Below are 13,584 nucleotides of genomic sequence, written 5' to 3'. Positions count from 1 at the left end.
CTAGCGAGTGGGTAGTCCAAGCCGAACCCATTCGTCTGGCGGGATTACAGATCCGACACGTAGGCCGAACGACAAAACCCTGGTCACATCGCTGTCGACCTCGCAGCGGAAGCCCAGATGGTACCACGTGCCCGTTGCGCGAAAAGCGACATCCGGGGCGTTGAGAATATTGCCGGCCTTCAGCGGCACGCTTGGGATCAAGTCGGGGAAATATGAGGCGTCCAGCAATTGCTGCTGCAATGCGCTGGCGCAAAGTTTGGCACCACGCTGGGCGCGCGGCACGCCGCCCATCGAGGTCGTGGCCAGCGCATCGCCGGTAGCGTCTTGCGAATAGAGCTTGCGAACGCCCGGAAGCCCGGAATAGCGACGCGACGCGGCACTGGCGACATCAGGGGAAGTTGGGCTTCCCGCGCTCCCGTTGGAGGACTTCGAAACTTTTGAAGAGCCGGGCTTCGGCGCATTTGCGGGTTTTGGCGTCGGCTTTTCAGCCGATATCGGAAGCTCGACCTCAGTATCGCCATCATCGGCGGCCAACGGCGCTGCCGCAGCCGTTTGGTTGTCGGCGTCGGGGGTTTCCGCCTCCTCAGCATCCTTCAGGGACTCGGCATCCTTCGCGGCGGTTGCCGGCTTCTCGCCGGTCTCGGGCAACTCTGCCGGCTTTTCGGTGGCCGCCGGCGCGCCAGACTTGGTCTCCGCAGGCTCAGGCGTCACGGGCGGCTTGGACGTCTCCTCCTTGGCAGGCGCTGGCGAACTGTCTTGAGCGCTGGCTCCGTCCAGGGATTTCCTGGGGCCGGCGTCCTTGTCGCCGAACTGAAAGACAGGTCTCAAGGTCTCGATCGGCGGCGTCTTGCGCGACTGCTTTTCGGGCGGTTCTTCAGGCTTCGTTTCCGGCGGCTTCTCGGCTTTGGGCTCCTTTGGCGGTGCGGGAGCAGGTTTCGGTTTTGGCTGATCGGGCGGAGGCACGAGCGCGACATTTACCGGCTGGTCCTGCTGCGGCTCTTGGCCTGGCCTCGGCAGGTTGTAGAACACCAGCGCTGCGAGGAGCGTATGCAGGATCAGCGATGCGGGCAGCGCCCACAACAGATCCCGACGCCGCTCTCGTGCCTCGTCCTTCATGCTGACCGATGTGGAATGAAATAGCGGCGGCTTCAAGCATAGGCTTTGGATTGATGCAATTTAACCGCTGCACAGCTCGGTGATCTGGATGATCCGCGCCGCCGCGCCGCCCGTCGAGGCGTTGGCACGGCTGGTCGAGCGACCGTACCGTCCTGAATATTCGCAACGACCCTGTTCTGTGACGAGTGACTAGCCTTGCCGCTGGTGCTGGATCTCGTCCAGAAACTGTCCGTCCAGCGGCGTTTCGCCAAACCAGTTCAGCCGGTTGATGCTGACGAAGCCGGCATCGATCGCCTCGTTCTCGTCGCCCGGCTCACTTGCGTGAGCGCGCCCGCGCGGGACTGTGATGACGGTGCGATCGCCGTCGCTCTCCAGGATTTCAGCCTTGCGGCCGATCTTGTCGCGGCCGATGCGCGGCTGCCGGATCCCGGCCGGCAGCGAAGCCGGCAGGTTGATGCTGAGCCAATGGCCATATGCCGCCCACTCTTCACGCGACCGCCAGAGCGAGGCGATCAACGCGCCGAGCCACTCGTCGTCGACACCGCTGAAGTCCGGATTCTTCACCCGGGAAAAGCCGATCGCCGGAATACCCCAGAATGTCGCCTCGCGCGCAATGCCCAGCGTCCCGGAATAGGCAAGGTCCTCGGCGACGTTGCGCCCGTCATTGACGCCCGCCAGAACCAGGTCGGGCTTTTGGCCATCCGCGAACAGCCAGGCCATCGCACTCACCACGCAGTCGGCCGGAGTGCCGGAACACGAATACCAGCCGGGCTTGACGCGCCGCATGATCAACGGCCGCGCGATCGTCAGCGATGCGCCCGCGGCGGTGCGCTTGCCGTCGGGTGCCACCACCCACAAATCGTCGCTCAGGCTGCCGGCCGCCTTGACCAGCCGGGCAAGGCCCGGCGCCTCGATGCCGTCATCGTTGCAGATCAGGAGTCTCATGTCTCGTTTCCTCGGCGCACCGGGATGTTCTGGCCGGTGCGGCATTGCGGGCGCAGCGACGGAATATGGGCTTTCAGGTCGTCGAGGAGTTCGCTCGCGCAGGAATGACCGAGCGCCTCCGGGCGCCCTGCCTTCTCCCAGATATCGACATTGCCCGACAGCGTTGGGTGGGTGGGCATGCGCACCCAGTCCGCCCGGCCGGCTTTGTGCAGCAGATCGCCGGGGGAGCCGGAGGGCAGATGCCCGGTCAGCAACACCGGAAAGCCGGCCCGGTCGGCGCGCGGCAGCAGGCGGGACGAAGGCCCGGCCTCGCCCATGCCGTCATCGGCCAGCAAGGGCAGCGAGGGCAGCGGGTCGGCGTCGGTCCAGTCTGCGGCACTACCCAGCCGCAAGCGCAGGATCTCGGATACGCCAGGCAGCAGCGCTGAAGTGGCGGCGATCTGCGCTTCGAGCGAAGCACGCATGCCGGCGTGGATGGCGAAGGGTCCCGGCAAGGCCGCGATCAATTCCAGCGACCGCCCCGACAGCGGCGTCGGCAGAAGGCATCCGTTCGAATGACGCGCCACCCAGCCCGAAATGGCCTCGGCGCGCGCCGCACCCGGCACGGGATCGGCGCCATAGGACGCGTCGAGAACGAGAAGATCGCATTCGGGGATCGCGTCCATCACGAAGACATTGCTGTCCGGCACCACGTCGGCCGAATAGACGACGCGGCTCTTGCCATCGTCGACGGCAAACCAGACGCCGCCGACGACATGTCCCGACCTCCCCGTCCTGACCCTGAGATTGCCGCTCTTCAGCAAATCGCCGGGTTCGAAAATCTCGATGCGATCTTCCGGAAAGGGAAATCGCTTGAGATCCCCGGGATCGGCATAGCCGGCGAGCGTGGCCGGAGCCTCGGCGCGGGTTTCGGCCGTCATGAAAATCGGACCGGCATAGCCGCGCGACAAAAGCCAGCTCAGAGCACCGACGTGATCCTCGTGCGCATGCGAGACAAACAACGCGTCGATGTCGGCGATCGACCCGTCAAGTGCCGGATAGTACTCCGCCCCTGTGGCCCCGACCTTGATGCCGATATCGAGCAGGATGCGATCGTTTCCGCTGCGGACGGCAACGCTGGTGCGGCCCTTTTCGCCGAAGCCGCCGGCCAGGTCCAGCTTCATCACGACGCCGCCTCCGCCGGGATTACCCAGCCGGACTTAATGCGCAGGCGCGCCTGGGCTCCGCTCTCCAGCACGACCGGGTCGGGCTGCTCGAAATGCAAGGTAAGATCAGGTCCTGCGGAAGGCGTAAATTCGATGCGCGCCGAGCCACCCTGGTAGATCACCCGCTTGACGAGGCCATCGAAGCCGGGGCCGTCCGACGAGACGTCGAGATCGGCCGACCGGCAGCAGATCCTTGCGCCAGCGCGCGGCCGCTCGCCTGCCCGGCAGCGGACGACCAGCTCGGTTCCGAGAACCCGGACCTTGCAATGACCCGCCTCCTCGGAGCTCAGCACGTCGGCCGGAAGCAGAATGCCCTGTGAAATGAAGGAGGCCACCATTTCATTCGCCGGCTCATGATAGAGCTCGCGCGGGGTCGCGAGCTGGACCAGGCGACCGTGATCCATCACCGCGATGCGATCGGCCAGCGCCATGGCCTCGGCCTGATCGTGGGTGATGTAGACGATGGTCGTGCCGGTGCGCTTGTGAAAGGCGGCGAACTCGTCCTCCATCGAGGCCCTGAGATGCACGTCGAGATTGGCGAGTGGCTCGTCGAACAATACCAGCGAGGGCGCGGCGACCAGGCAGCGCGCCAGGGCCACGCGCTGGCGCTGGCCGCCGGAGAGGTTGGCCGGCCTACGGTCTCCTAACCCCTGTAGATTGACCAGGGCCAGCGCGTCGGCAACCTTCTGGCGGGCGACCGCCTTGTCCAGCTTTGCAACCTTGAGCGAATAGCCGATGTTCTCGGCGACCGTCATGTGCGGCCACAATGCGTAGTTCTGGAAGACGATGCCGACCCGCCGCTTCTCTGGTGGAACGCTGCCGCCTGCACCCGACACGACCTCGCTGCCGACGCGGATTTCGCCCGACGTCACCTTCTCGAAGCCGGCGACAAGCCGCAGCAACGTCGTCTTGCCGCAGCCGGAAGGCCCGAGCACGGCAAGGAATTCGCCGTCGCCGACATCGATCGAAACGTCCTTGACCGCATCGAACTCGGCGAAGCTCTTGGTCACATGGTCCAGGGTCAATCGCGCCATGGCAGAACTCCACTCGGAAGATGAGGGGCAAGCAGGTTGGTCACCAGCATCAGCACGAAGGTGACCGCGACCGTGATGACGGACATCGCCGCCGCGTAGTTGGAATCGCCGCCCTGTTCGAACGAGAACATCACCACGCCGATTGTCTCGGAACCCGACGACCACAGCAGCGCCGAGACCGTGAGCTCGCTGAGCGCCGTCATGAAGATCAGCAGGCCACCGGCGATCGCCGCCGGCGCCACCAAAGGAAAGACGATGGTGCGCATGCGCGTGAACAGGCCCGCGCCCGCCACTTGTGCAGCCTCCTCCAGCGTCCGGTCGATCTGGTGATAGCCGCTGATCGTCGGCCGCAAGGCCAGCACCAGGAAGCGGGCGAGATAGGCGTAGAGAATGATCCAGACCGTGTTGTAAAGCTGTATGCCGGTCAGCGGGATCGGCCGCAGGAACAGCAGCAGCGAGGCGATCGCCAGCACCACGCCGGGCAAGGCATAGGGCAGTTCGACCGAAAGATTGAGCAGCCGCACCCAGCGCTGCTTGCCCCAGGCAATGAGATAGCCGATCGGCACGGCGACGAGGACCGCGAAGAAGGCGGCGGCGATAGACAGCCAGAAGCTGTTGAAGAAGGCGCGGCTGGCGGCAGCGTGCTCGAACAGCACGAAGCGGTAGTTGTCGAGCGTCGCCGTCTTGGCGCTGAGCGCGATGCCGTAGCCGGGAACCAGCGACGTCAGCACCAGCCCGAACAGCGGCAGGAACAACACCAGTACGACCAGCAGCCACATGCCGGCCTGGACGACCGGACGCCAGCGGCCAAGCTCGTAGGGCTCGGCGGGCAGCGAGGTGGAGCTGATGCGGTAGTCGCGGCGCCGGCTCATGACCTCCTGGGCGATAATGCCGGCCATGGCGATGATGCCGATCAGCACCGACAGGAACGCCGTCTCGCCGAGCACGGCCGGCCCGCCGCCGGCCAGTTTTTGATAGATCAAGGTCGGCAGCACGAGATAATTGGCGGGAATGCCGAGAAAGGCGGGAATGCCGAAATTGCCGACGCAGGACACGAAGGCCAGTGCCGCTGCCGCCATGATCGACGGTGTCATCAGGGGTAGCACGATGGTGACGAGCACGGTGAACCAGCTCGCGCCGCCGGCTCGCGCCGCCTCGACCAGTTCGCGCGGCAGCTTGCGCAGGCCGGCGCGCACCAGCAGGAACACCAGCGGGCCATACTGCACGCCGAGCAGCAGGATGATGCCCGACGTGGAATAGAGCGGGTTCTTGGTGCCCAGCGGCGGTGCGGCGCCGAACAGCTTGAGGAACGGGCTGGCCGGTCCGAACAGTTGCAGCCAGGCAAGCGCCGTGACCTGCGGCGCGATCATCAGCGGCATGACGTAGCAGAGCACCAGCGCGCTTCGGCCGCGTATGTCGGTCAGCGTGATGAGCACCGCCACCAGCGTTCCCGACAGCACGGCAAGCACCGTGCCGCCTATGCCGACGACAAGCGTGTGCCAGGTGGCGATCCAGGTCGCCGGACTTCTCAGTCCGGCCTCCAGCGCCATCGTCGACACCATGCCGCCGGGTGCCACGATCTCCTTGATGAGGCGCAGCATCGGCAGCAGGGAGAGCAGCACGATGACGACGGCTACCGCCGCCGTCAGGACCATTTCCTGGCCCCGGCTTTCCCTGATCGTTGATGGCATGGTTGCTTTCCTGAAATTCGACCAGCGCGCAGTGGGGATGCCGCCAAAGCGGCATCCCGCCCGGATCGCCGAGCCTTGTCAGCCGCCGAACAGTTCCGAGAACTTCGCCTTGTCGGCGTCGGTCTTGGCGACGATTGCCTTGGTGTCGAACGACATTACCTTGACCTTGACGCCTTCCGGCAGCCATTCGGGCCGGCCGACCGAGGCCCGTGCCGGCAGGTAGCCCATGGAAAGCGCCAGCTTCTGGCCTTCGTCCGAAAGAATGAAGTCGACGAACTTCTTGGCGCCGTCGACATTCTTGGCCGTCTTCATGATCGCGACCGGTTCGGTCACGGCCGGAACGCCTTCCGAGGGGAACACGAATTCCACCGGCGAGCCCTTCTTCTTGGCGTTCATCGCCATGAAGTCGACGAGGATGCCATAGGGCTTCTCGCCTGATGCCACGGACTTCAGCACCGCGCCATTGCCGCGCACGCTGACGGTGTTGTTGGCCTTCAGCTTCTGGAAGAAATCCCAGCCGTAATCGGCATCGCTGGCGAAACCCGAAAGCAGGTAGGCGGCGGCACCTGAATAGAGCGGGCTCGGCATGACGAGACCATCGGCATAGGCCGGCTTGGCGAGATCGGCCCAATGCTCGGGTTTTTGCGCAGCCGCGGTGTTGTAGACGATGCCGGTGGTGATCAGCTTGCTGCCGAAATAGGTCTTGTCGGCGTCGTAAGCATCCGGCTCGATGCCGTCGAGCTTTGCCTCGGGATAAGGCAGCAGCCGGCCATCCTTCTTCAGCAACTCCATCGAGACCGCATCGGCGATCAACAGCACGTCGGCCTGCGGGCTGCCGGCGGCGAATTCGGCCGCCATCTTTGTGAGGATGTCGCTGGTACCGGAACGATAGATTGCCACGTCGATGCCGGGCTGCGCCTTCTTGAAGGCCTCCACGGTCTTGGCCGCATCGGCTTCCGGCTGGGATGTGTAGAGCGTCAACGTTTCGGCACTTGCCATGCCGGCAAACAAAGTTGCCGCGAGCGCCAGCTGGCTGCCCAGCAGCTTGATGAATAGCGTCTTCATAAGACCTCCTGTCCTGTCTGTGCACGACTGGTCCGGCCCCGGCCGGTTCCCTGTCTCTTCCTCCCTGCACGGCGCATATGACTGGTGGATGACACAGCGCGTGAGATATACAAAATATGTTCATATGTTCGATGTCAATTACAAATGAACAAAACTGTGCAACAATCGACACGCCGGACATCCGGTGCCAGTTGACACGCGGCCGGCCTTGCTCCGAAGAGGCGATGCGGGGCCCAGGCCAAGGCTCATGAGGACGAAAAGCGATGCCCGTGGAAAAACCGAGACCGGCCCGCTCCGGATTGCCGATGGTGTCGTCGGATCTCAACGTCAAGACGGCGTGGCTCTATTATGTGGAGGGCTTCACGCAGGAGCAGATCGCCGAGAAGCTCGATGTCTCCAGGGTTAAGGTCATGCGCACGCTGGCCGCGTGCACGGCCGAGGGCATCGTCGTCACCATGATCAACGCGCCGACCGCCGAACAGGTGGCGCTCGAACGTGCACTCGAGAAGCGCTGGGGCCTCGATGCCGCCGTCGTCATCCCGACGCCTTCGGCGCAAGAGCACCTGGAGAAGGCGATCGGCCACGCCGTGGCGGCCTATCTCGGCGAGCAGATGCAGGACGGCATGACGCTGGCAATCGGCGGCGGCGCGACCCTGCATGCAAGTTTGGGCTTTCTCGCCCGCCGGCAGCTGAAGCACGCCTCGGTCGTGGCGCTCGTCGGCAGCCTGCCGCATTCGCAATGGATCAATCCGTCGATCGTCGCCGCCAAGGTCGCCGATGTCTTCGAGGTCGACAGCTACCAGATCACTGCGCCGGTGACGGTCGACAACCCCTCGCTGCGTGACCTGCTCTGGGCGCAGCCGGCGCTGCAGGACGTGCGGCAGCGCGCTGCCGCCGCCGATATCGCGCTGCTTACCGTCGGCGACATGTCGCCGGACGCGACCATCTTCCGCCACGGCATCGTGCCGTCGTCGCTCATCGCGTCGCTGAAAGCGAAGGGCGCGGTCGCCAACATGCTGTGCTATTTCGTCGATGCCTCAGGCAGGCTGGTCGACCACGAAGTCAACGGCCGCGTCATGGCCATCGACCTCGATGTCGTCGGCCAGGTGCCGAATGTCGTGCTGGCCGCCGGCGGAAAACGCAAGGTGGCCGCGATCCTCGCCGCGCTGAAGGCCGTCAGCACCAATGTGCTGATCACCGACAGCGATACGGCGACGGCGCTGCTGGCAAAGGCTGGCTGACGCTGCTTCCAGTGCCGCTTAGATCAGGCCGCGTTCGCGCAAGAAATCCTCGACGCCGACATGGGTCATGGATTCGAATTCGGCGATCGCCTCGGCCACCCGCCTGCGCTGGGCCGCCAGCAGCGTGAACACCTGCTTCATCTCGCCGGAAACGCCGAAGCGGCCCCAGCGCTCCGCGATATGCGCAGGCAAGCCGATATCGGCGCAGAACGCATCCAGGCTCTCATAGCCGAGACTGGCGACGAGTTGCTTGGTTTCGTCCGCCGACATGCGCGGCTCGAAAGCGTGATCGTGCAGGCGCTGCGCCACCAGCTTGATGTCGGACGGAGACGCGCCCATCACCTTGCCGAACAGGGTCTTGACGTCGGATGGATCGAATGCGGGCATGCGGACCTCCCTTGATCACAGTCCACCTGAAACATGGGCGAAGGGTTCGCGCCTGACAAGTCGATTCTGTGGTGAGCCGGCGCATCATTCGACGCCGGCTCACGTCAACGTGACCTACACCAGCATGCCCATCGGGTTCTCGATCAGCTTCTTGAAGGCGACCAGCAGTTCGGCACCGAGTGCTCCGTCCACGGCGCGATGGTCGGTCGACAGCGTCACCGACATCACCGTGGCGATTCTGATCTCGCCGTTCTTGGCCACCGCCCGCTCCTCGCCGGCGCCCACCGCCAGGATCGTCGCATGCGGCGGGTTGATGACGGCGGCGAAATCCTTGATGCCGAACATGCCAAGGTTCGACACCGCCGTGGTGCCGCCTTGATACTCTTCCGGCTTCAGCTTGCGACTGCGCGCGCGGCTGGCCAGGTCCTTCATCTCGTTGGAGATCACCGACAGCGTCTTTTCGTCCGCCTTGCGGATGATCGGCGTGATCAGGCCGCCGGGGATCGAGACGGCAACGCCGACATCGGCATGCCTGTGCTTGACCATGGCGCTTTCGGTCCACGAGGCATTGGCATCCGGCACCGCTTTCAGGGCCATGGCCATCGCCTTGATCACCATGTCGTTGACCGACAGCTTGTAGGCGGGCGCCTCGCCCTTGTCGGTCTTCTTTACCGGTGCGGCCGCATTGAGCTGCGTGCGCAGCGAAAGCAGCGCATCGAGCTCGCAGTCGAGCGTCAGGTAGAAATGCGGGATGGTGGTCTTGGCCTCGACCAGCCGGCGCGCGATGGTCTTGCGCATGTTGTCGTGCGGGACGAGTTCATAGGAGCCTTCCTCGAACAGGCGCAGCACGTCCCCCTCCCCCTTGAGGGGAGAGTGGCCGGCCGCAGGCCGGTCGGGTGGGGTCGCTTCGACGGGGCTCGGCGCAAAAGCGGTGCCTCCTGAGACGACCCCCTCCGTCCGCTTCGCGGACACCTCCCCCTCGAGGGGGGAGGAGAGTACCGCATCGATATCCGCCTTCACGACGCGGCCATGTGGGCCTGTGCCTGATATGCCGGAGAGATTCAGTCCTGCTTCACGAGCCAATCGACGCGCCAAGGGTGTAGCGCGGGTTTTTCCCTCCCCCTCGAGGGGAGGGTGGCCGGCCGAAGGCCGGTCGGGTGGGGTCGGTTCGACCGGGCTCAGCGCGAGGGCGGTGCCTTCTGAGGCAACCCCCTCTGTCGACTTCGTCGACATCTCCCCCTCAAGGGGGGAGATTGGCGCCTTGTCCTGCTTGGCCCCGTAGCTTTCATCATCGGCATAGATCCACGCAACCGGCGCGCCGACGGGGATATCGACGCCTTCCTTGCCGGAGACATCGCGCAGGATGCCGCTGGCCGGCGCGTCGATTTCCATCGCCGCCTTGTCGGTCTCGATCTCGAACAGCACGTCGCCCTTCTTGACCCGGGCGCCTTCCTCGGCGAACCAGCGCGAGATCTGTCCGGTCGCCATGTCCATGTCGACCTTGGGAAGAATGACTTCGGTCGGCATGTCTCAGCGAACCCCTCTCACGAGGTCGCGGGCGGCGGTGATGATGCCGGGAACCTGCGGCACCGTCGCCTTCTCCAGCTCCGGATTGTACGGGATCGGCGTCTCCGCGCCGCCCAGCCGCACGATCGGCGCGTCGAGATAGTCGAACGCCTCGCTCTCGGCGATCATGGCGCTGACCTCGGCGCCGATGCCCAGCGTCTTGACCGCTTCGTAGACGCACATCAGCCGCGACGTCTTCTTGACGCTGTCGATGACGGTCTGCTTGTCCATCGGCCGGATCGTCCTGAGGTCGACGACTTCGACGTCGATGCCTTCCGCTTCCAGCGCGGCCGCGGCGTCGAGCGCCTTCTGCACCATGATCGAGGTGGCGACGATGGTGAGATCGCGCCCTTCGCGGCGGATATCGGCCTTGCCGATCGGCACCGTGTAGTAGCCTTCCGGAACCGGGCCCTTCATCTTGTAGAGCAGCTTGTGCTCGAAGATCATCACCGGATCGGGATCGGCGACGGCAGCCAAAAGCATGCCCTTGGCATCGTGCGGCGTCGCCGGCTGGATGACCTTTAGGCCCGGCACATGGCCGAGCCAGGCCTCCAGGCTCTGGCTGTGCTGCGCGGCGGCACCGGTGCCGGAACCGGCGGGAAAGCGCATCACCACGGGAACGGAAACCTCACCGCCCAGCATGAAGCGCATCTTGGCCGCCTGGTTGACGATCTGCTCCATGGCGAGCGTGGCAAAGTCGGAGAACTGGAACTCGAAGATCGGCCGCATCCCGGTGAGGGCCGCACCCACCGCGACACCCGCGCCGCCCAGTTCCGAGATCGGCGTATCCATCACCCGGTCCGCGCCGTAGCGCTCGACCAGATCGCCGGTCACCTGGAAGGCGCCGCCATAGACGCCGATGTCCTCGCCCATCAGGAAGACGCGTTCGTCCATGTCCATGGCGATCGCCATGGCTTCCTGGATCGCCTGGGCGTAGCTCAGTTCACGCACCATCGCGTCCATCACGCCTGCTCCGTATACACGTAATTTCCGGTCTCGCTGACATCAGGCGACGGGCTCGCCTTGGCGAACTCGATGCCGTCGGCGATTTCCTTGGCCACCGCTTCGCGGATCGCCTCGATGCCCTTGTCGTCAATGAACCCGAAGTCGCGCAGCTCGCTTTCGAACAGGGTGATCGGATCGCGGTTCGACATCCAGTCCTCGATCTCCTCCTTGGTGCGATAGCGGTTGCGGTCGCTCTTGGAATGGCCGCGATGGCGGTAGGTCTTGGACTCGATCAGCGTCGGCCCCTCGCCCGCGCGTGCGCGCTCGACGGCCTTGTAGGACGCCTCGGCGACCTCCGAAAAAATGTTGCCGTTGACGATGACGCCGGGCATCGAATAGGCGGCGGCGCGCTCGGCGATGTTCTTGACCGCGGTCGAGCGGGCCGTCGACGTCGACATGCCGTAGCCATTGTTCTCGCACACGAAAATCACCGGCAGCTTCCAGATCGCCGCCATGTTCAGCGCCTCGTGGAAAGCGCCCTCATTGTTGGCGCCGTCGCCGAAGAAGGAGACCACGACCTTGCCGGTCTTCATCATCTTGGAGGAGAGCGCCGCCCCGACGGCGATCGGAATGCCGCCGCCGACGATACCATTGGCGCCCAGATTGCCCTTGGCCACGTCGGCGATGTGCATCGAGCCGCCGCGTCCCTTGCAGTAGCCGGTGGTCTTGCCGAAGAACTCGGCGAACATGCGCTTGACCTCGGCGCCCTTGGCGATGCAGTGGCCGTGGCCGCGATGCGTCGAGGTGATCTGGTCATCCTCGCCGAGCGGCATGCAGATGCCCATGGCGCTGGCTTCCTGCCCGATCGACAGATGCATGGTGCCGTGGATGAGGCCGCGCGTGTAGCTCTCCTCCGCGCCCTCTTCGAAGCGGCGGATGAGGTACATCTTGTAGAGCACCTGTCTGAGCTGCTCGGCGCTGTACTGGCGATAGACGAAGGGCAGGTTGGCACGGCTGTCCGCGACGGCTTTGCTGGCTGCGGCCATGATCACACCTCCACGGTTCCGTAGACGAGCTTGTCCTGGCGCGCGCGCAGTTCGGCGATCTTGGAGCCGGGAGCCGGGGCGGCATTGGCGTAGGTGATGAGCTCGCCCTTCTTGATCGGCGCCGTCACCGAACCGCCTTGCAGCAGACCGCAGGGAATGGCCCTGGCGGCATGTGCTTCCGGCGCCGTCATGATCCAGGCGCGGTAGCAATATTCGCCGATCGCATCGAGCTTCTCGCCCGGCTTCATGTCCTTCTTGGCCACGGCTGCGACTTCGGCCACCGGCTTTGCCAGCGGCACCATGTCGGCCTTGCCGTAGAGCACGACGCGGGCGCAGGTCAGGGGCACTTCGAGCGAGGTCAAATGGTAGGGCCGATGGAAGGTGAAGTACGGGCCCTTGCCCATCTTCAAATCTTCCATGCGCTCCGAAATGCGCGGATGCGACATGTCGGCGACGACGAACACGCCGGGCGCGACACCCTTGCCGATCGAATAGTCGACGACGCCGACCTTCGACAGCACGCCGCCGTCCTTCTGCGGCACCAGCACCTTGGACAATTCGCCGAGCGTCGCCGCCGGACCATGCATGCCGGCCTTGTCGGGCACCAGCCCGGTGGCGTTGGCGATCGCCGCCATCTCGACCATGGTCTTGGAGCCGTCGACGAACTCGACCAGCATACGCACATTCATGTGCCGGCGCTTGGCTTCCTCTTCATAGTCGGGCGGCGTGGCGTCGATGTTGAGCGGATTGTTCTTGCCCTTGCCGGCGGCGACGATCGGATGGCCCATGGCCGAGACGAATTCGATAAGCTCCATGCAGGAAGACGGCTCGTCGCCGGCGCCCAGCGAATAGGTGACGCCGAGCCGGTCGGCCTCGCTCTTGAGATAGGCGCCGATGGTGACGTCGGCCTCGACATTCATCATCACCAGGTGCTTGCCGTGCTCCATGGCGCGCAAGCCGATCTCGGCGCCGACGGCGGGAACGCCGGTGGCGTCGATGACGACGTCGATCAGGTCATTGTTGATGACCAGGCTGGCGTCGTTGGTGACCGCCACCTTGCCGGCCTCCATGGCGGCCGTCATCGCCGAGGCGTTCGACACTTCGCGCGCATGCCCGGTTTCCTGGAAGGCGATATCCACGGCCTTACTGGCGGCGGGCAGGTTCAGCTCGGAAATGGCGCCGATCTCAATACCGGACATATGGGCGACGCGGGTGACGATGTCGGTTCCCATCTCGCCCGAACCGATCAAGCCGATGCGGATTGGCTTGCCCGACCTGGCCCGCACCTCGAGATCACGGGCAAGGCCCGTCAACGAAACATTGGAAGCCATACCGCTCATTCC

Annotated in this window: 12 protein-coding genes; 1 reads left to right on the top strand and 11 read right to left on the bottom strand. The window is 64.8% G+C overall.

Going from position 1 to position 13,584, the window contains the following annotated elements:
- The 6 genes from FJ490_RS33695 to FJ490_RS30115 all read right to left on the bottom strand — a co-directional run bounded on the left by FJ490_RS33695 (position 1) and on the right by FJ490_RS30115 (position 7,056).
- On the bottom strand, positions 1 to 648 hold the full coding sequence (locus FJ490_RS33695; RefSeq protein ID WP_348640097.1) for a DUF930 domain-containing protein: 648 nt from the start codon (positions 646 to 648) through the stop codon (positions 1 to 3).
- Positions 649 to 1,305: 657 nt separating this feature from the next.
- Complete coding sequence (locus FJ490_RS30135) at positions 1,306 to 2,061, bottom strand: 5'/3'-nucleotidase SurE (protein ID WP_140729390.1); 756 nt, start codon at positions 2,059 to 2,061, stop codon at positions 1,306 to 1,308.
- The gene (locus tag FJ490_RS30130) at positions 2,058 to 3,224 is read right to left on the bottom strand and encodes an MBL fold metallo-hydrolase (protein ID WP_140558488.1); all 1,167 of its coding nucleotides are present in this window, start codon (positions 3,222 to 3,224) and stop codon (positions 2,058 to 2,060) included. Before FJ490_RS30130 ends, FJ490_RS30135 begins: the two co-directional genes overlap by 4 nt.
- A complete protein-coding gene (locus FJ490_RS30125; RefSeq protein WP_140500632.1) occupies positions 3,224 to 4,300 on the bottom strand; it encodes an ABC transporter ATP-binding protein in 1,077 nt (358 codons plus the stop codon). Before FJ490_RS30125 ends, FJ490_RS30130 begins: the two co-directional genes overlap by 1 nt.
- Positions 4,288 to 5,991, bottom strand: a complete 1,704-nt coding sequence (locus tag FJ490_RS30120) for an iron ABC transporter permease (RefSeq protein WP_140500631.1) — start codon at positions 5,989 to 5,991, stop codon at positions 4,288 to 4,290. The genes FJ490_RS30125 and FJ490_RS30120 overlap by 13 nt, the downstream gene beginning before the upstream one ends.
- A 78-nt stretch (positions 5,992 to 6,069) precedes the next feature.
- The gene (locus tag FJ490_RS30115) at positions 6,070 to 7,056 is read right to left on the bottom strand and encodes an ABC transporter substrate-binding protein (RefSeq protein ID WP_140525497.1); all 987 of its coding nucleotides are present in this window, start codon (positions 7,054 to 7,056) and stop codon (positions 6,070 to 6,072) included.
- A 263-nt stretch (positions 7,057 to 7,319) separates the two neighbouring features.
- On the opposite strand from FJ490_RS30115, the gene FJ490_RS30110 reads away from it, so the two are divergent.
- Positions 7,320 to 8,297 carry a sugar-binding transcriptional regulator gene (locus FJ490_RS30110; RefSeq protein ID WP_140525496.1) on the top strand — a complete coding sequence of 326 codons (978 nt, stop codon included), beginning with the start codon at positions 7,320 to 7,322 and terminating at the stop codon, positions 8,295 to 8,297.
- Positions 8,298 to 8,315: 18 nt separating this feature from the next.
- Here FJ490_RS30110 and FJ490_RS30105 read toward each other — a convergent pair whose 3' ends face one another.
- The 5 genes from FJ490_RS30105 to FJ490_RS30085 form a co-directional block, all read right to left on the bottom strand.
- Positions 8,316 to 8,684 (bottom strand): hypothetical protein, encoded by a 369-nt coding sequence (locus tag FJ490_RS30105; RefSeq protein WP_140500628.1) that lies wholly within the window; start codon positions 8,682 to 8,684, stop codon positions 8,316 to 8,318.
- A 114-nt stretch (positions 8,685 to 8,798) separates the two neighbouring features.
- Positions 8,799 to 10,211 carry a pyruvate dehydrogenase complex dihydrolipoamide acetyltransferase gene (locus FJ490_RS30100; RefSeq protein WP_140729391.1) on the bottom strand — a complete coding sequence of 471 codons (1,413 nt, stop codon included), beginning with the start codon at positions 10,209 to 10,211 and terminating at the stop codon, positions 8,799 to 8,801.
- Positions 10,212 to 10,214: 3 nt separating this feature from the next.
- On the bottom strand, positions 10,215 to 11,213 hold the full coding sequence (locus tag FJ490_RS30095) for an alpha-ketoacid dehydrogenase subunit beta (protein WP_140558466.1): 999 nt from the start codon (positions 11,211 to 11,213) through the stop codon (positions 10,215 to 10,217).
- The gene (locus tag FJ490_RS30090; protein ID WP_140500625.1) at positions 11,213 to 12,241 is read right to left on the bottom strand and encodes a thiamine pyrophosphate-dependent dehydrogenase E1 component subunit alpha; all 1,029 of its coding nucleotides are present in this window, start codon (positions 12,239 to 12,241) and stop codon (positions 11,213 to 11,215) included. The genes FJ490_RS30095 and FJ490_RS30090 overlap by 1 nt, the downstream gene beginning before the upstream one ends.
- Positions 12,242 to 12,243: 2 nt before the next feature.
- Positions 12,244 to 13,572, bottom strand: a complete 1,329-nt coding sequence (locus FJ490_RS30085; protein WP_140500624.1) for an NAD(P)H-dependent oxidoreductase — start codon at positions 13,570 to 13,572, stop codon at positions 12,244 to 12,246.
- Between the last annotated feature and the right edge of the window lie 12 nt (positions 13,573 to 13,584).

Source organism: Mesorhizobium sp. B2-5-11, assembly GCF_006440835.1.
Lineage (GTDB): Bacteria > Pseudomonadota > Alphaproteobacteria > Rhizobiales > Rhizobiaceae > Mesorhizobium.
Note: the sequence above shows the minus strand (reverse complement) of the source record. Positions and strands in the feature narration are given on the sequence as shown.